Raw genomic sequence first — 17,673 nt, 5'->3', positions numbered from 1 at the left:
GGCCCGGGGGCGGCGCCCGCCCCCGGCCGCTCCGGTCAGGAGTAGAACGCGGAGATGCGCTCGGAGTTGTTGCCCTCGACGACGTTGCGCTTGACCTTCATCGACGGCGTGAGCTCACCCGACTCGATGGTCAGGTCGTGGTCGAGGAGGTCCCACTTCTTGATGGTCTCCCAGCGGTTCAGCTTGTCGTTGAGCTGGTCGACGTAGCCGCCGACCATGGCGTGGACCTTCTCCGAGCGGACGATCTCGGTGTAGGAGGCGCCGGACATGCCGTTCTCCTCGGCCCAGCCGACCATCGCGTCGGGGTCGAGGGTGACCAGGGCGACGCAGAAGTTGCGGTCGTTGCCGAAGACCATGAACTGGCTGCTGTAGGGGCACAGCGCCTTGAACTTGGCCTCGATCGCCGAGGGCGCGATGTACTTGCCGCCGGAGGTCTTGAACAGGTCCTTGATGCGACCGGTGATGGTGAGGAACCCGTCGGCGTCGAGGCTGCCCTTGTCGCCGGTGCGCAGCCAGCCGTCCTCGGTGAACGCCTTCGCGGTCTCCTCGGGCAGGTTGTGGTAGCCGGCCATCACGTGCGGGCCCTTGATCTGGATCTCGTCGCCCTCGCCGATGCGGATCTCGCTGCCGGGCATCGCGGTGCCGACGGTTCCGATCTTGTAGTCCTCGGGGTGGTTCACGGCCGCGCCCGCGGAGTTCTCGGTGAGGCCGTAGCCCTCGAGGATGAGGATGCCGGCGGCGTGGAAGAACTCCGCGATCTCGGAGTTCAGCGCCGCCGAGCCCGAGATGAAGAACTTCACCCGGCCGCCGAAGCGGTCGCGGACCTTGCTGAAGACGAGCTTGTCGAAGACGCGGTGCTGGGCCTTCAGGGGCAGCGGCACGGGCTTGCCGTCGCGCTTGAGCGCGTCGACCTTGCGGCCGACCGCGAAGGCCTTGGTGAAGATCCTCTCCTTGGCGCCGCCCTCGGCGGCCGTCATGGTGACGATGCGACCGTGCGCCTTCTCGAAGATGCGCGGCGCGGCGCCCATGAAGGTGGGCTTCACCACGCCCAGGTTCTCCACGATGCGCTCGACACGGCCGTCGATGGCGGTCGCGAAGCCGCACGCCAGCTGCGACGACAGCAGCACCTTGCCGAAGGAGTGGGCCATCGGCAGCCACAGGAACTGCAGGTCGGTCTCGTCGAGAATGCCCTGCTCCTTGATCAGCGCGCCCTCGTAGACCCAGCCGCGGTGCAGCAGCCGCACGCCCTTGGGCCGGCCCGTCGTGCCGGAGGTGTAGATCAGGGTGGCGAGCTGGTCGGCCGGGATCGACTTGGCGGTCTGCTCGATCACGTCGGGGTGCTCGGCGAGGTAGGCGTCGCCCCGGGCGGCGAGCTGGTCCATCGACAGGACGCCGTCGCCGTCGGCCGCGCCGTCGAAGGTCACGACCGTGAGCAGGTGGGGCAGCTCGGCGCGGTGCGCGGCGATCTTGGCGAGCTGCTCGTCGTCCTCGGCGAACACCACGCGGCACTCCGCGTCACCGAGGATGTAGGCGGTGTCCTCGGGGTTGGTGGTCGGGTAGACCGTCGTCGTGGCGCCCGCCGCGCACATGATCGCGAGGTCGGCCAGCACCCACTCGTAGCGGGTGCCGGCCACGATGCCCACCCGCTGCTCGGGCTCGAGGCCCAGCGACAGCAGCCCTGCGGCCAGGCGAGAGACGCGGGTGCCGGTCTGCGCCCAGGTCACCGACTCCCAGGCGTCGCCGACGGGGTAGCGGTAGGCCTCGGCGTCGGGCGAGGCGGCCACCCGGTCGAGGAAGAGGACGGCGACGTTCTGCGTCAGGTGGTCGACGAAGCTGGTGTCGGTGTTGGCGGGCATGACGTGGCGCTCCTGCGGTTCGGGGGTGGCGACGGTGCCCGTAACCTACGTCACGTCCCACCGGGCCGGCCGCAGGATCGCTCAGGTGGTCACGGGCCCGGCGGAGTTTTGCCCCGCGACGTACGCCTCGGCCCGCAGCCGGGCCTGCACCACCAGGTCCGGCACCGCGAGCAGCTGCGGCAGCAGGGCCGGCTCGCCGTGCAACGCCCGGAACATCGTCGAGACCGTCACGCCGTGACCCGGGCGGTGGACCACCCGCACGTCGTCGCCGGCGCGCACCGGTCCCTCGGCCAGCACCCGCAGGTAGGGCCCCGGCCTGGCGGTCTCGGCGAAGCGCCGCACCCACGCCCGGTCGTCGTGGCCGCAGCGGCCCATCCACGCCTTGAAGTCCTGGCACGGCGTGCGGACCGAGCGCACCTCGAGCAGGGCCTCCCCCACCTCCCAGCGCTCGCCGACCTCGCTGGCGTTGACGTCGAGGCCCTCGGTGGTCAGGTTCTCGCCGAACCGTCCGTCGGGCAGCTCGTGGCCCAGCCGCTCGGCCCAGGCGTCGAGGTCCTCCCGGGCGAAGGCGTAGACCGCCTTGTCGGGCCCGCCGTGGTGGCGGGTGTCGGAGACCTGGTCGCCGACGAGACCGGTGGCGGTGACCATCACCGCCCCGCGCGCCGGCGTCTTGTCGATGGAGGTGCGCCCGATCACCGCCCACGCCGCCTCCCGGGGGCGGCCGACGTTGACCGATCGCACGTGGGGCACGTCCCGATGGTGCCACCGCAGGCTGCCGGACCGCGCCGACGGCGCTCGGCAGGTCCACACCCCGGTGAGTCCCGACCCACGTCGCGGCCACGCGCGATCCACAGGAGATCCACAGTCCGCAGCGAGGTCGACACGACGTCAGCGATCGTGTGACGCGTCACCCACAGCGGTTGGTTTGCGGGGGGCCGATCGGGTTACATAGAAGTAGTCATACCGGGGGGTATCAGAACAAATGCGTCTTCGTCTTGCTGACGCTGTGCCAGGACTGGCCAGCGTCACACCGCTTCTCGTCGCGGCGGACCTGCTGGCCGTCATGGGTGCCAGCGCCGTCCACGACTCCGTCTCGACCACCAGCGTGGTCCTCACCGCCATCGGCACCGCCGCCGTGAGCCGCGGCCTGCACCTGCAGCGCTCGCGCCTGGTGCTGTCGGTCCTCGAGGACCTGCCGGCGATGGCCCTCACCGCGCTGGTCGCGGCCGTGGTGCTGCTCGGCACCAGTGGCGCCGACCTCGGCATGGGCCTGGCCGGCTTCACCTCCGCCGTGGCGTTCGGCGCGACCGTGCTGCTGCTGCTGACCGTGCTGCGCGGAGCGGCGTACGCCGCCGTGCGCGCCGGCCGGCGCCGGGGCGTGCTCGCCCACCCGGTCATCATCGTCGGCGCCGACGGCATCGGACGGCGCCTGGCCACCTCGCTGCAGGCCGACCCGAGCCTGGGGCTGCGCCCGGTCGGCATCATCGACGACGACGTCGCGCCCGGCACCCAGCTGCCGGTGCCGCTGCTCGGACAGCTCTCCGACACCCCGCACGCGATGCAGGCCCTCGACGTCAACGACGTCATCTTCGCCTTCGGCACCCAGACCGACGACCGCACCATCTCGCTGGTGCGCTGGTGCCAGAGCCAGGACAAGCAGGTCTTCGTCGTCCCCCGCTTCTACGAGATGCTGGGCGTCGACCGGCCGGGCCGCACCGAGGTCGTCCGCGACGTCGCCGTGCTGCGCCTGCGCCGCTGGCGGGTGCGTCCCCACGCGCTGCTCGTGAAGCGGGCCATGGACGCCACCCTGTCGGCGCTCGCACTGGCCGCACTGGCGCCGCTGCTGCTGGCCATCGCCGTCGCCGTGCGCGTCGAGACCGGCCCCGGCGTGATCTTCCGCCAGGTGCGGGTGGGCCGCGGCGGACACCGCTTCGAGCTGCTGAAGTTCCGCTCGATGAAGCCGGCCGACCCCAACGAGGCCGCCACCGCCTGGAACATCGACAACGACCACCGCATCGGCCGCGTCGGCCGGTTCCTGCGCCGCACCGGCCTCGACGAGCTCCCGCAGCTGGTCAACATCCTGCGCGGCGACATGAGCATCGTGGGTCCCCGCCCGGAGCGGCCCTTCTTCGTCGAGCAGTTCTCCCGCGACACCAAGGGCTACGGCCAGCGCCACCGCGTGCCGATGGGCCTCACCGGCTGGGCCCAGGTCAACGACCTGCGTGGCGACACCTCGATCCACGACCGCGTGCGCGCCGACAACTACTACATCGAGAACTGGTCGCTCTGGGGCGACATCAAGATCGTGGTGCGCACGGTGCGGACGCTGACCCGCCCGCAGCCCACCGCCTCCGTCCCCGAGCCGGTCACGGTCACCGCCTCACCGGCGCGCCGCCCGGTGCAGCTCGTGGCACCGCCCTCGACGGGGCGCCCCGCCGCCGCCGGCGCCCGGCCCCACGCGCGCTCCTCGGCCCGGCCGAGCGCCCACGAGGTGGCCCAGGACCTTGCCCGCGAGCTCGCCGCCCAGCGCCGCACCGAGCGGGAGCACGCCGCCGGCTGACACCGGCCGCCGCCTCCTCGGCGGTCGGGCGCGACGCGCACGCCTGCCCTCGGTGGCCAGGCGTGACGCGCACGCCTGCCTTCGCCGAGGAGCGCCAGCGACGAGGTGTATCGAGACCGCCCGGCGCCTCCTCGGTGGCCGGGCGCGACGCGAACGCCTGCCCTCGGTGGTCGAGTGCCGAGGAGCGCCAGCGACGAGGTGTATCGAGACCGCCCGGCGCCTCCTCGGTGGCCGGGCGCGACGCGAACGCCTGCCCTTGGTGGTCGAGTGCCGAGGAGCGCCAGCGACGAGGTGTATCGAGACCACCCAGGACACGACAGGGGTCTCGATACGCTCGCTGGCGCTCGCTACTCGACCAACGAAACAGGGCCACCCGCACGACATACAGGCCGCCGCCTCCTCGGTGGCCGGGCGCGACGCGCACGCCTGCACTCGGTGGTCGAGTGCCGAGGAGCGCCAGCGACGAGGTGTATCGAGACCGCCCGGCGCCTCCTCGGTGGTCGAGTGGCGAGGAGCGCCAGCGACGAGGTGTATCGAGACCCGCTGGCACCGAGGGTCTCGAGACGGCCGCCGTACGGCGTCAGCGGCGGGCGCGGGCGGCCATCAGGGCCACCGACAGCTGGGTGACCCGGCGGGCGGCCTCGCCGGCGTCACGGTGGGCGCTGACGTGGTCGTAGCCGGCCCAGCCCTCCCCGTCGGCCAGGTCGGGGTCGGCGAGCCGCTCGGCGAGGGCGGCAGCGAGCGCGGCGGCGTCGCCGGGCGGCACCAGGGCGCCCGTGCCGTCGGGCACGCTCTCGGCGATGCCCGGCACGTCGCTGGCGACGATGCTGCGGGCGCAGGCCATCGCCTCCAGCGGGGCCAGCGCCATGCCCTCGTAGCGGGAGGGCACGGTGACGACGTCGGCCGCGCTCAACCAGGCCGGCACGTCGACGCGGGCGCCCACCAGCTCGACGCCGTCGAGGCGCGCGGCCTGCGCCTGCAGGACGTCCTCGTCGGGACCGCTGCCCACCAGCACGAGCCGGGCGTCCGGCACCTGCGCCCGCACCGCGGGCCAGGCGGCGAGCAGCGTGTCCTGGCCCTTCTGGTGGCTCAGCCGGCCCACGCACACGACGGTGGGCGCCTCGGTGAGCCCGAGCCGGGCGCGGGTCTCGACCCGGTCCTCGGCGCTGGTGGGCTCGAAGCGGCGCAGGTCGACGCCGTTCGGCACCACCGTGGCCTCTCCCCGGACGCCGGCGGCGCGCCCGGTGGCGAGCTCGCCGTCGCCGACGCAGACGAGCTGGTCGGTCCAGCGCACGGCGAACCGCTCCCAGTGCAGCGCGAGCCGGCTCGCGGTGCCCGACCCGGCCTGGAACGACCAGGCGTGGGGCTGGAACAGGGTGGGGACCCGCCCCCGCACCGCCAGGCGGCCGGCCAGTCCCGCCTTGGAGCTGTGCAGGTGCACGAGGTCGGGGTGCAGTCGCCGCACCAGCGCGCCCAGGCGCAGCGTCTCCTCCAGCGTGCTCGGGCCGGGGTCGCGGGTCGCGGCCCACCACGCCACGTCGGCGCCGGCCTCGCGCGCGGAGTACCCGAGCCAGCCGGTGGACGGGCAGGCGACGGTCACCCGCCACCCGCGGGCCAGCTGCTCGCGCACGTAGGTCATCGCGACCTCGGCGGTGCCCTCGCTGGTCGGCACGCTGACGTGCAGGACGTGGGGGCGGCCCGGGGTCGCGTCGGGGCCCGGGGCGGGCGCGGGGACGGGGCTGCGGGCGGTCACGCCGGCACCACCTCGGCGCGGTGCCCGATCAGCACGGTGCCGGCCAGGCGCACGCCCCGGGCCACGAACCGGTCGGAGTGGGCGGCGAGGGCCTCGGGGCTGATCACGCCCTCGACCACGCCCAGCAGCATGCTCCCCTCCGCCGACATGACGACCGCGTCGTCACCGGCGTCGAGGGAGGGCGCGATCACCACGACGGCGTCGAAGTGGTCGACCAGCTCGCCCGCCACCTGCGCGAACGACTCCTCGAGCAGGGTGAGGTGGGTGCCGTCGGCCGCCCGCCCCGACGGCAGGACGCTGAGCCCCTCGACCGGGCCCGGGCTCACCGCGCGGTGCCACGGCGTGCCCTGCAGCACGTCGACGAGGCCTGCGGTGTCGGGCTCGTCGGTCGGAGGCGTGTCCGGCCCGCCGAGGCGGGCGTCGACGAGCAGGACGCCGCGGCCCGAGGCCGCCAGCGACACCGCCAGGTTGGCCGCGAGCCAGGCGTTCACGTCACCGGTGGTGACCCCGGTGACCACCACCAGCCGCGGGGGGCTGCCGGCGGTGCGCGCCTCGAGGGCGACGCGGAGGCGGCGGAAGACGTCGGCGGCCGGCGTGCCGGCGTACATCGCCTGCAGCGTGGGGTCGCGCGGGGGCGAGACGTGGGCCAGCACGGGAGCGTGCACCGCCGCCTCGACGCCCCACGCGTCCTTGACGGTGTAGGTGCGGCGGTCGCGCGCGAGCCCGGCCACCACGGCGAGCACGAGGCCGAGCAGCGTGCCGACGCCGAGGGCCAGCGGCAGGTCGGGGCTGGCGTACGTCGCCGGCGCGCGCGCGGGCGCGGTCTCGGTGAACTCGAAGGCGCCGGTGGGGTCGCTCTGCTGGAGGGCGAACGACACGGCGTTGGCCAAGCGGGCGGCACCGTCGGCGTCGGTGTCGTCGACGCGCACCTCGATGAGCACGGTGTCGGGGACGACCTGGGCCCGCACCCGGCCCCGCAGCTCGTCGAGGTCGCGGTCGAGTCCGGCGCGCGCGACGGCGCCCTCCAGCACCTGCGGGCTCACCGCCAGCTCCGCGAGCGTGGCGCGCTGGGCGTCGAGCTCGTCGGTGGCGGGGGCGGCGGGCGCGGGCTCGGCGGCCAGCGTGGCCTGCGCGGTGTAGGTCTTCGTAGCAGTGGCCACGCCGAGCAGCACGCCCCCGGCGGTCAGCAGCAGCACGAGCGCCACCAGCACCCGCTGGCGCCACAGGGCGGCACCGATGTCACGCAGCTCCATGTCAGGCTCTCCGGGGGCCGGGTCGTCGGCCCACTGATCCACGGCGCCAGGAGATCTTCCCGGCACCCGCGCCCCCGAGCGGTGCAGGTCGGCGAGGGCGGTGGGCCCGGTCGCACGACGGCGGGCTCCCCACGGGGAGCACTGGTGAAATGTCTACCACCCGGGGTCACCTCGCAAACCTGTGAGCAGCCGACGGTAGAGGTCGCGGTAGGCGGCGTGCATCACCGCGGAGCTGAACCGCTCGGCCACCAGCGCCTGCCCGCGGGCGCGGAGCAGGTCGCGGTGGGGGCCGACGGCGAGCACGCGGTCGAGCGCGGCGGCGAGCGCCGCGGCCGACCCCGTCGGCACCAGCTCGACGGCGTCGGCCAGGCCCACCAGTCCCCCGACGTCGCTGGCCACCACCGGTACCCCGGCCGCCATGGCCTCGAGCACCGCCATCGGCAGGCCCTCGCGGTCGCTGGGCAGCACCAGCACGTCGGCGGCGGCGAGCAGGGCCGGTACGTCGTCGCGCTCGCCCAGCAGCCGCACCCGACCGGCCAGCCCACCGGCGCGCACGGCGCTCTCGAGCCGCCCGCGGTCGGGGCCCTCCCCGGCGAGCAGGAGCACGCCGTCGCCGGTGCGCTCGGCCCAGGCCTGCACCAGCAGGTCCTGGCGCTTCGGCGCGGCGAGGCGCGCCAGGCACAGCGCGACCGGCGTGGCGGCGTCGAGACCGAGGCAGGCCCGGGCGTGGTCGCGGTCGACGCGGGCCGTGGCGGGCGCGGCGTTCTCGACCACCGTCACCATCGGGGCCGGCAGCCCCGCCGCCACCAGGTCGGTCGCCACCGACGCGGAGACCGCCACGACGTGGTCGGCGCAGCGGCGCAGCAGGCGCACCGCGCCCGGGTAGTCGTCGGGCGAGAGCCCGTGCACGGTGGCCAGCAGCGGCGGGCGCCCGGCCGGCCACGTCGCCAGGCGGGCCACCAGGGTCGCGCGCACGTTGTGGGTGTGCACCACGTCGGGCCGCTGCCCCCGCGCCACCCGGGCCAGGCGCGCCACCGAGCGGGCGACGTCGACGGCGCTGCCGCGCTGCAGCGGCACCCGCACGGTCTCCACGAGACCGCCCCCGCTCAGCTGCTGCTCGCGGAACCCGCCGCTGCTGGCCAACACCACCTGGTCGCCGTCGGCGGCCAGCTGCTCGGCCAGGCCCGCGACCAGCGTCTCGGCGCCGCCGTTGCCCATCTCGGCGATGGCCATGAGCACCCTCACGCCGCAGCCCGCCGGTAGGTGGCGAGCAGGCCGTCGACGCACGCGTCGAGCGGGTACGTCGTGACCACGCGCTCGCGCGCAGCCGCGCCGAGCCGCGTGCGCAGCGCGGGGTCGTCGACCAGCCGCCTCAGCGCCGCCGCGAGGGCCGGCGCGTCGTCGACGGGCACCAGCAGGCCCTCGATGTCGTGGCGGACGACCTCGGGCACGCCGCCGACCGCCGTCGCGAGCACGGGCAGCCCGGTCGCCATGGCCTGGAGCATCGCCAGCGGCTGGTTCTCCGCCCCCGAGGTGGACACGTAGAGATCGGCGGAGCAGAGCACGCCACCGACGTCAGCGACGTGCCCGGGCAGCCGCACCCTGCCCCGCAGGTCGGGGCGGGTGGCGCGGCGGGCCAGGTCGGCCGCGCCGCTGCCGGTCCCGGCCAGCACGGCGGTGGCGCCCGGGGTGGCCGCGAGGGCCCCGAGCAGCCGGTCGGGCCGCTTCGCCGGCTCGAGGCGGCCCACCCAGGCCAGCGCAACGGGTCGGTGGGAGGGCGCCTCAGGGGCAGGTCGTGCGGGCCAGCGGGCGAGGTCGACGCCGTGGGCCACCACGTCGACGCGGTCGGGCGGCAGCCCGACGTGCTGCACGGCGTAGCGGGCGAGGGCGGTGCTGGGGGTCACCACGCGGGCGCCCGACCAGCGCGTCGCCCACCGCTCGCCGGCCAGGTAGTAGGCACGGTCGCGGCGGCGTCGCCGTCCCACCAGCGCGTTGCCGGCCACCAGGTCGCTGAGCCCGTCGGCGACGCCGTGCAGCGTGCAGACCAGCGCGGGTGCTCGCCGGCCCGCGGGCAGCAGCCGGCCCAGCCAGGCCGCGCGCCGGTCGTGCAGGTGCAGCACGTCGGGGGCGAGGTGCCGCAGCCGTCGCGACACGGCGGTCGCGCCCCGTGCGTCGCGCACCGAGGTGACCGCCAGCGGGTGCCAGGTGACCCCGCCGCGCTCGGCGGTCGCCGCGCCGGCCGGGCGCGGCCCCACGACGTGGACGTCGACCCCGCGGGCGGCCAGGCCCGCGGCGACGTCGACGACGTGGTCGGCCGGGCCGCCGGCGGCCTGGGTCAGCAGGTGCACGACCCGCCCGGAGGTGTGGGAACCGGTCGACGACGACGCGTCGGCGCGGCTCATCGGCGCCGGGCCGCGGTGGCCGGCACCGCTGCGAGGGCGGCGCCGATCGCGCAGAGCAGCCACAGCGGGAGGAAGAACTGCTCGCTGAGGAACAGCGCGGCGACCGTGGTGCCGACCAGCGCGGTGCAGACGCCGGCCGCGAGCGGGGCGCGGTCGTGGCGCCAGCGTGCCCAGGCGCCGGCGAAGCCGGCAAGCAGCACCCCCAGGAACGCCAGCAGGCCCGCCAGCCCGAGCTCGGCGGCGACCTCGAGGTAGGTGCTGTGGGCGGCGTCGAGGCCGGCCACCTCCTCGGCGTCGTCGCCGCCGTGGTCCTGGTGCTCGCGGGCGAAGGAGCCGGGGCCGTGGCCCAGCAGGGGCGCCTCGCGCGTCATCGCCGCCGCCTGCTGCCACAGCTCGAGGCGCTGGGTCACGTTCTCGGTGGCCACCGCCTGCTTCTGCTCGACGCTGGTCAGCACCAGGCCGGGGCTCACCGAGGCGGTGAAGGCCACCAGGGTGACCACCACCACAGTGAAGGCACCGACCACGCGCCACGGGACGAACCGGGCCAGCACGGCCACGACCAGGGCCACCGCGAGACCCACCGCGGCGCCGCGGGAGAGCGTGCCGACCATGGCCACCGCGCAGACCAGCGCCGCGAGGTCCCAGGGCCAGCTGCGCCGGCCCACCGCACGCACCGCGACGGCCAGCGGCACGGCCGCGACGAGGAAGAACGCGAGGTCGTTGGGGTCGCCCACCGGTCCGCCGACCCGGCGGTCGGCGCCCAGGAGGTAGGCCAGGGCGCCGCAGAGCGCAGCCAGGGTGCACGCCCCGACGTACACCCGGGCGACGGTCTCGGGCGCGAGGCGCCCGCGCATGCAGTCGGCGAGCACGACGAGCAGGGCGAGGAACCCCACCCACCGGCCGAGGGTGGGCAGCGCCTCCCCGGTGGCACCCTGCGCGAGCGTGGAGAGCAGCACGACCACGAGCAGCCCGACGGCGGCCACCAGCACCGGGCTGCGCGGGGCGCGGTGGAGCGGCCGGGCGGCGCGGCGCACCAGCCAGGCGAGCACGACCACCAGCGCCAGCACCTTGGTGACGCGGGGGTCGACGACGGCGAGGTAGTCCTCGAACACGGCCGCGCCCACGACCACGAGCACGGCCAGCTCGATCTGGGCGACCAGCACGGTCAGCAGCACCAGCCCGAGCACCCCGAGACCGGTGACGGTCGGGGAGACGCCGACGAGGAAGCCGCCGAGGACGGCGAGCAGCGCCGGCAGGGCCGTGAGCAGCCAGAGCGGGAGGCGGCGTCCCGCCGGCGGGCGGCGACGCAGCACGAACCCGTCGGTGCCGGCGGGGGCCTCGGGCAGGTGGAGGGTCATCGGAGGGCCGCCCAGGGAGCCACCAGGTCGACGAGCCGGCGGCGCTCGACCAGGCGCAGCACCGCGACATGGGCGGCGAGGCCGGCACCGACCGCGGCGACGAGCAGCCCGAGGCTCGGGCCCGCCGACGCGGTCGCCCGCACCACCGAGACGGCGAGCAGCGACGCGGCGGCACCCAGGGCGAGGCCCGTCGCGGGCCGGCGGGTCCAGGGGCCGAGCGAGCCGCGGCGCACGGGGGGCAGCGCGGCGCACGCCCGGGCCAGCGCGACGCCCGCCACGAGCGCGGCCGCAGCCACCTGCGTCGCGGCGACCGCCACGAGCCCGTGGGGGGCGGCCACCGGCAGCGCGGCGGCGAGCACCAGCAGGTGGACGGCGCGCAGCAGCAGACCGTCGCCCGGGCGACCGGCGGCGGCCAGCGTGGTGAGCGCCACGGCCACCACCCCCAGCAGCAGGCCGTGCACGGCGAGCACCCGCAGCACCGGCACGCCGGGCCGCCACTGCTCGCCGAGCAGCACGAGGTGGTCGGCGAGCAGCGCGGTGAGCAGGCACACCGGCACCAGCAGCGCGAGGGTGCCGGTCAGCAGGCCGCGTCCGGCCGCGGCGAGATCGGCGCCGCGGCGCCGGCAGAGGTAGGGGAACGCCACGCCGGTGAGCACCACCGCCAGCAGCGACGAGACGTAGGCGACCCGCCAGGCCAGGGAGTACTCCCCCAGCGCGACCGCGCCGAGCGCGTGGGCGACCACGACCAGGCCGAGCAGAGGCGCCACGAGGTCGAGCAGGTGGGCCCCGCTCCACGGCAGGCCGAACGACACCAGCGCCCGGGCGTCACCGGCGTGCCACCCCGGCCGCACCGGCGGGTGCACCAGCCACGACCCGGCGAGGGTGACCGCGCCCTGGGCCACCTGGCCCACGACCAGGCCGGTGACACCGGCCCCGTCGAGCACGAGCACCACCGCCACCACCGCGCCGACCACCGCACCGGCCACGTCGGGCAGCACGCGTCGAGCGAAGCTCAGCCGCCGGCGCAGCAGCTCGAGCCCGACGGCGGCCACTGCCAGCGCGGGCACCGGGACGACGAGGCCGCGCAGCACCGCGGTGGTGGCCTCGGGCCCGGCCAGCGCGCGCGTCAGGGCCGGCGCGGCCAGCCAGACCAGCGCCGCGCACGCCGTGCCGCCCACGAGCGCGAGGGTGACCGCGGTGCGCGCCGCGCGGGCCACGTCGCCACGCCACCCCACGAGCGCTCCGGCGGAGCCGAGCCCGGCCACCAGCGTCACGGCGCCGGCCACCACCGTGGCGAGCGCGACCGCGCCGAGGGCCTCCGGTGCCAGGCGGGCGGCGAGCACCAGCAGCACGGCGACGTGGGCCACCTTCACCACCACCGCGTGGGTGGCCACCCACAGCAGACCGCGGGAAGCACCCGCGGCGCCCGAGGACGCGGCGGCTTTCCGATACGGGCGGGCGCTGCGCGCGGGGTCGCCGGAGCGTGCGACGGCGCCCCCCAGCTCCACCATTCCCATCCCCCCGGATCAGGCACGGGCATCCGCCCGCGTCGACATGGTCGTCCTGCGACGCTACCCCGGATGGTTTGTCCCTACACCTGCGCGGGCATCATGGTGCGGGTCCGTCCGGCGTGGGTGCCGGTGCGGGCCGTGTCCTTGCGCGTCGACTGCTCCGGGGGGAACCAGTGCGCACCCAGCTGCTCCGTGTCGTCGCCGTGCTCGCAGGCCTGGTCCTGCTCACCGCCTCGTTGTCCGGCTGCGCCGACCTGCGCGCCCAGGTGGCCGGCTCCGACGACACGTTCCTCGACCCCGTCGAGGTCACCCCGGTGCTGGAGACCAGCGAGTGGGCCGTGACCGACGGCCTGCTGTCGGTGCTGGTGCGCAACACCGAGGCGCGCACGCTGCGCACCGCCGACGTCACCCTGGAGGCCGTGGGCGAGGACGGCCGCTCCCTCGGCACCTGGGGCGCCGGCTCGCTGGCGGGGCAGGACGCGTGCTGCTCGGTGGCCGAGCTCGCGCCGGGCGAGCTCTACGGCCTCTACTTCCCCGTGGGCGAGGGCGTCGAGGACGTCGCCTCGGTGAACCTGCGCTTCCGCGACGTGGCGTGGGAGCCCGCCGACACCGACCAGGACAGCTCCACGGCGGTCGTCGAGGGCCTGGCCCGCGAGCTCGACGACACCCGGACCACGGTCGCCGCCCGGGTGGACGTCGGCACGCGGGACGTGCCGCAGGCGCTGGTGCAGGCCGTGCTGCGGGCCCCGACCGGGCGGCTGGTGGCCGTGGTCACCGGCGTGTGGTCCTGCCTGGCGGCCTTCGAGGAGCGCCCCATCGAGATGGAGCTGTTCCAGCGGGTGCCCCCGGGCACCACCGTCGACACGGTGACCGTGCGGCCCCTCGACGACGCCGTGACGCAGGCCCCGGCCTGCCCCTGACCCTGCCGCGCCGCGCCGCTGGACGGGAGGCCCACCGGCCGGTGGGCCGCAGGGCTCAGTGACCGCGGAAGAGCCACCCCAGCGGGCGGGCACCGCTGAGGGCCTGGTCGAGGTCGTCGACCTCGGCGGGACGCTCGTCGCTGCGGCGTCCGGACGCCACCGACGCGAGCTCGGGCGCGGCGTCGGTGGTCTCCTGCGGCTCGGCGTCCGGCTCGGCGTCGACGGCGGCCTCGGACCGGGCGTCGGACCGGGCGTCGGGCGCCTCCGGCCGGTCGTCGGAGACGGCGATGCGCTCCTCGACACCGACGACCACGACGTCCTGGGAGATGCCGTCGTCCACGTCGTCCACGACGTCCACGACGGGCTGGACGGCCTCGACGGCCTCGACGGGCTGGTCGCCGGGCTGACGCGCGGGCTTTGCCACGTCGTCGGCGTCGTCGGCGTCGTCGGCGTCGTCGGCGTCGGCGGCGTCGGCGTCGGCGGACACCTCCGCAGCCACCGCGTCGACGGCCCGGGTGGTCTCGGTCAGCTCGGCGCTGGCGGTCGTCACGGCCAGGGCGACCGACGAGGCGCTGGCCAGCGTCGTGGCCAGCCCCCGCAGGTCGGAGTCGATGCCGGCGACCAGGCGCTCGGCCTGCTGGCGCAGCTGGGCCATGTCGGCGAGCGCGGTCGCGCGAGCCTCGTCGCGGGCGCGGGTGCGGTCGAGCTCCGCGGCGCGGCGCACCAGGGCGGCCTCCGCCTGGGCGGCCTGCGTCAGCCGCACGGCGTCGGCCTGCGCGGCCTGCGTCAGCCGCTCGGCCTCCGCCCGCGCGAGGTCGGTGGTCTCCGCCGCACTCGTCCGGGCGTCCTGGGTGAGCCGGGCGGCCTCGGCACGGGCGTCCTCGGCGACCGAGGCCGCCTCGGCCATCGCCTCGGCGACGAGGTGCTGGGCGAGCTCCTGCGCCTCCGCCACCAGCCCGTCGGCCTCGGCGACCGCGGCGTCGCGCACGCCGGTGGCCTCGGCGAGCAGGGAGCTGGCCTCGCGGCGGGTGGCCAGCTCGGCGCGCAGCCGGGTGGCCCGGGAGGTGGCGTCGACCGGCGTGGCCGCCGTGGCCCCCTCACCGGGATCGCCCGGATGCTCGGCGTGGTCGGTCGACACGTCCTGCGACGTGTCCGTGCTCGTGCGATCGGTCACCGTTCCCCCTCGGCGCTCGTGCTCTGCTGCGCTCACCCTAGCGAGCATTGGTGGTCATGTCCCCTACTGCTGCACGGCCTTGGCCAGGGTCACACAACGGGTCAGCCAGGCGCGGTCCGGAGTCCCGCTCGCGTCCTCCAGCTCCCACAGCGCGAGGTGCAGCATCCGCACCACCACCCAGTCGCGGGCGCGGTCCTCGTCGAGACCGGCGGCGTCCACCACGGCGTGGAAGCGGCGCCGTACTCCCCCGCGCACGTCGCCGGCCAGCTCGTCCCACCGGTTCCAGAGCAGCGGGGCCACCTCGTAGTGCGGGTCGCCGCTGAGCGGCTTGGGATCGATGGCCAGCCACGGCTCCCGGCCGGCGCCGAGCACGTTGGCGTAGTGCAGGTCGGTGTGCAGCAGCCGACCGTCGGTGGCGGGATCGGCGGCCAGGTCCCGCCCGAGGGAGACCGCCTGCTCGACCAGCCGGTGGGGCAGCGGCGCGTCGGTCGGCAGGGCGGCCAGGCGCGTCGTCCAGCGGCTCGTGCACGACGACAGGGTGCGCAGCTGCGGCGGGGCCGCGACGTGGAGACGGGCGTACAGGCCGGCCACCACCTCGCACGCCTCGAGGTCCCACAGCTCGGTGAGGTCCTCGGGGTGCAGCCGTTCCAGCAGCAGGGCTGAGCGGCGCGGGTCGGCGCGCAGCAGCCGGACGGCGCCGTCGCCGTGCCAGTGCTGCAGGGCGAGGTGCTCGTGCTCGGCCTCCCGGTGCGGCCAGCCCACCTTGAGCGCGGCCGGCACGCCGTCGGCGTCCACCACCGGGACGACGAGCGCCGTGTGGCCGTGCCGCGCGTCGCCGTCGGGCGTCAGCGCCCACTCGTCGTGCAGGTCGCGCACCAGCCGCGGCAGCGCCTCGACCCAGGTGGCCCAGCGGGGCCCGCGCGCCGCCATCGCCAGCACCCCCGGCGGCAGCGGCTGCACGGGTCCTACTTCTTGCCCTTGTCGACCGAGGAGCCCGCTCCGTCGTTGGAGAGCGCGGCCACGAAGGCCTCCTGGGGGACCTCGACGCGGCCGACCATCTTCATCCGCTTCTTGCCCTCCTTCTGCTTCTCCAGCAGCTTGCGCTTGCGGGTGATGTCACCGCCGTAGCACTTGGCGAGCACGTCCTTGCGGATCGCGCGGATGTTCTCGCGGGCGATGACCCGGGCCCCGATCGCGGCCTGGATCGGCACCTCGAACTGCTGGCGCGGGATCAGGTCCTTGAGCTTGCCGGCCATCATCACGCCGTAGGCGTAGGCGGCGTCCTTGTGAACGATCGCGCTGAAGGCGTCGACCGGCTCGCCCTGCAGCAGGATGTCGACCTTCACCAGGTCGGCCGCCTGCTCGCCGGAGCGCTCGTAGTCGAGGGAGGCGTAGCCCTTGGTGCGTGACTTCAGCTGGTCGAAGAAGTCGAAGACGATCTCGCCCATCGGCAGCGTGTAGCGCATCTCGACACGGTCCTCGGAGAGGTAGTCCATGCCGCCGAGGGTGCCGCGCTTGGTCTGGCACAGCTCCATGATCGTGCCGATGTAGTCCGACGGGCTGAGGATCGTGGCCTTGACCACCGGCTCGCGCACCTCCGAGATTTTGCCCTCGGGGAACTCGCTGGGGTTGGTCACCTCGATCTCGGCGCCGTCCTCCAGCGTCACGTCGTAGACCACGTTGGGTGCGGTGGAGATCAGGTCGAGGTCGAACTCGCGCTCGAGGCGCTCGCGGGTGATCTCCATGTGCAGCAGGCCCAGGAAGCCGACCCGGAAGCCGAAGCCCAGCGCGCCGGACGTCTCGGGCTCGTAGACCAGGGCCGCGTCGTTGAGCTGCAGCTTCTCCAGCGCCTCGCGCAGGTCGCCGTACTGGTCGCCGTCGATCGGGTAGAGCCCGGCGTAGACCATCGGGTTGGGGTGCTTGTAGCCGCCCAGCGCGTCGGTGGCGCCGTGGTGCTGGGTGGTGACGGTGTCACCCACGCGGGACTGGCGCACGTCCTTCACGCCGGTGATCAGGTAGCCGACCTCGCCGACGCCCAGGTCGGCGGCCTTCACCGGCTCGGGGCTGATCACGCCGACCTCGAGCATCTCGTGGACCACGCCGTTCGACATCATCTTGATGCGGTCGCGGTGGCTCAGCTTGCCGTCGACGACGCGGACGTAGGTCACCACGCCGCGGTAGGTGTCGTAGACCGAGTCGAAGATCAGCGCGCGGGCCGGCTTGTCGGCGTCGCCCACCGGCGGCGGGGTCTCGGAGACTATGTGGTTGAGCAGGTCCTGCACGCCGAGCCCGGTCTTCGCGCTGACGCGCAGCACGTCCTCGGGCTCGCAGCCGACCAGGCCGGCCAGCTCCGCGGCGTACTTCTCGGGCTGCGCGGAGGGCAGGTCGATCTTGTTCAGCACCGGGATGATGTGGAGGTCGGCGCCCATCGCGAGGTAGAGGTTGGCCAGTGTCTGGGCCTCGATGCCCTGCGCGGCGTCGACCAGCAGCACGGCGGCCTCGCAGGCCTCCAGCGAGCGCGAGACCTCGTAGGTGAAGTCGACGTGTCCCGGGGTGTCGATCATGTTCAGCACGTAGTCGCCCGGCTCGGCGCCCTGCTCGTTGCCGGCCGGGACCGTCCACGGCATCCGCACGGCCTGGCTCTTGATCGTGATGCCGCGCTCGCGCTCGATGTCCATCCGGTCGAGGTACTGCGCCCGCGCGGCCCGCTCGTCGACGACGCCGGTCAGCTGCAGCATGCGGTCGGCGAGGGTCGACTTGCCGTGGTCGATGTGCGCGATGATGCAGAAGTTGCGGATGATCGCGGGATCGGTCTGGCCCGGCTGGGGCAAGGTCTTCGGGGGCACGGACTGCTCTCGTCGAGGGACTGGTCGTGACCCCAGTCTC

At 75.2% G+C, this 17,673-nt stretch carries 13 protein-coding genes; 2 read left to right on the top strand and 11 right to left on the bottom strand.

Going from position 1 to position 17,673, the window contains the following annotated elements:
• Nucleotides 1-35 precede the first annotated feature (35 nt).
• Both AC4OR8_RS18435 and AC4OR8_RS18430 read right to left on the bottom strand, forming a co-directional pair.
• Nucleotides 36-1,856 carry an AMP-dependent synthetase/ligase gene (locus tag AC4OR8_RS18435; protein ID WP_492167066.1) on the bottom strand — a complete coding sequence of 607 codons (1,821 nt, stop codon included), beginning with the start codon at nucleotides 1,854-1,856 and terminating at the stop codon, nucleotides 36-38.
• A gap of 81 nt (nucleotides 1,857-1,937) precedes the next feature.
• Nucleotides 1,938-2,606 carry an MOSC domain-containing protein gene (locus AC4OR8_RS18430; RefSeq protein WP_492167065.1) on the bottom strand — a complete coding sequence of 223 codons (669 nt, stop codon included), beginning with the start codon at nucleotides 2,604-2,606 and terminating at the stop codon, nucleotides 1,938-1,940.
• 313 nt (nucleotides 2,607-2,919) lie between these two features.
• Between AC4OR8_RS18430 and AC4OR8_RS18425 the strand changes: the two genes are divergently transcribed.
• Nucleotides 2,920-4,416 (top strand): exopolysaccharide biosynthesis polyprenyl glycosylphosphotransferase, encoded by a 1,497-nt coding sequence (locus AC4OR8_RS18425; protein ID WP_492167064.1) that lies wholly within the window; start codon nucleotides 2,920-2,922, stop codon nucleotides 4,414-4,416.
• 580 nt (nucleotides 4,417-4,996) lie between these two features.
• On the opposite strand, the gene AC4OR8_RS18420 is transcribed toward AC4OR8_RS18425, so the two are convergent.
• The 6 genes from AC4OR8_RS18420 to AC4OR8_RS18395 form a co-directional block, all read right to left on the bottom strand.
• Complete coding sequence (locus AC4OR8_RS18420) at nucleotides 4,997-6,169, bottom strand: glycosyltransferase (RefSeq protein WP_492167063.1); 1,173 nt, start codon at nucleotides 6,167-6,169, stop codon at nucleotides 4,997-4,999.
• Complete coding sequence (locus tag AC4OR8_RS18415) at nucleotides 6,166-7,422, bottom strand: Wzz/FepE/Etk N-terminal domain-containing protein (RefSeq protein WP_492167062.1); 1,257 nt, start codon at nucleotides 7,420-7,422, stop codon at nucleotides 6,166-6,168. Before AC4OR8_RS18415 ends, AC4OR8_RS18420 begins: the two co-directional genes overlap by 4 nt.
• Before the next feature lie 153 nt (nucleotides 7,423-7,575).
• A complete protein-coding gene (locus AC4OR8_RS18410; RefSeq protein WP_492167061.1) occupies nucleotides 7,576-8,655 on the bottom strand; it encodes a glycosyltransferase in 1,080 nt (359 codons plus the stop codon).
• A gap of 8 nt (nucleotides 8,656-8,663) precedes the next feature.
• Nucleotides 8,664-9,824: a glycosyltransferase family 4 protein gene (locus AC4OR8_RS18405; protein ID WP_492167060.1), complete on the bottom strand. Its 1,161-nt coding sequence runs from the start codon at nucleotides 9,822-9,824 to the stop codon at nucleotides 8,664-8,666.
• A complete protein-coding gene (locus AC4OR8_RS18400) occupies nucleotides 9,821-11,182 on the bottom strand; it encodes an O-antigen ligase family protein (RefSeq protein WP_492167059.1) in 1,362 nt (453 codons plus the stop codon). Before AC4OR8_RS18400 ends, AC4OR8_RS18405 begins: the two co-directional genes overlap by 4 nt.
• Nucleotides 11,179-12,693 (bottom strand): oligosaccharide flippase family protein, encoded by a 1,515-nt coding sequence (locus AC4OR8_RS18395; RefSeq protein ID WP_492167058.1) that lies wholly within the window; start codon nucleotides 12,691-12,693, stop codon nucleotides 11,179-11,181. Before AC4OR8_RS18395 ends, AC4OR8_RS18400 begins: the two co-directional genes overlap by 4 nt.
• 173 nt (nucleotides 12,694-12,866) lie before the next feature.
• On the opposite strand from AC4OR8_RS18395, the gene AC4OR8_RS18390 reads away from it, so the two are divergent.
• Nucleotides 12,867-13,613, top strand: coding sequence for a hypothetical protein (locus tag AC4OR8_RS18390; RefSeq protein ID WP_492167057.1), 747 nt, complete (start codon nucleotides 12,867-12,869; stop codon nucleotides 13,611-13,613).
• Nucleotides 13,614-13,668: 55 nt separating this feature from the next.
• Here AC4OR8_RS18390 and AC4OR8_RS18385 read toward each other — a convergent pair whose 3' ends face one another.
• From AC4OR8_RS18385 to lepA, 3 genes are all read right to left on the bottom strand, one after another.
• Complete coding sequence (locus AC4OR8_RS18385) at nucleotides 13,669-14,787, bottom strand: hypothetical protein (RefSeq protein ID WP_492167056.1); 1,119 nt, start codon at nucleotides 14,785-14,787, stop codon at nucleotides 13,669-13,671.
• 63 nt (nucleotides 14,788-14,850) lie between these two features.
• Nucleotides 14,851-15,747: an aminoglycoside phosphotransferase family protein gene (locus tag AC4OR8_RS18380; protein ID WP_492167055.1), complete on the bottom strand. Its 897-nt coding sequence runs from the start codon at nucleotides 15,745-15,747 to the stop codon at nucleotides 14,851-14,853.
• Nucleotides 15,748-15,752: 5 nt separating this feature from the next.
• Nucleotides 15,753-17,633 carry a translation elongation factor 4 gene (lepA, locus tag AC4OR8_RS18375; RefSeq protein ID WP_492167054.1) on the bottom strand — a complete coding sequence of 627 codons (1,881 nt, stop codon included), beginning with the start codon at nucleotides 17,631-17,633 and terminating at the stop codon, nucleotides 15,753-15,755.
• Nucleotides 17,634-17,673: the final 40 nt, after the last annotated feature.

This window comes from Nocardioides sp. FY1077 (assembly GCF_058681775.1).
Note: the sequence above shows the minus strand (reverse complement) of the source record. Positions and strands in the feature narration are given on the sequence as shown.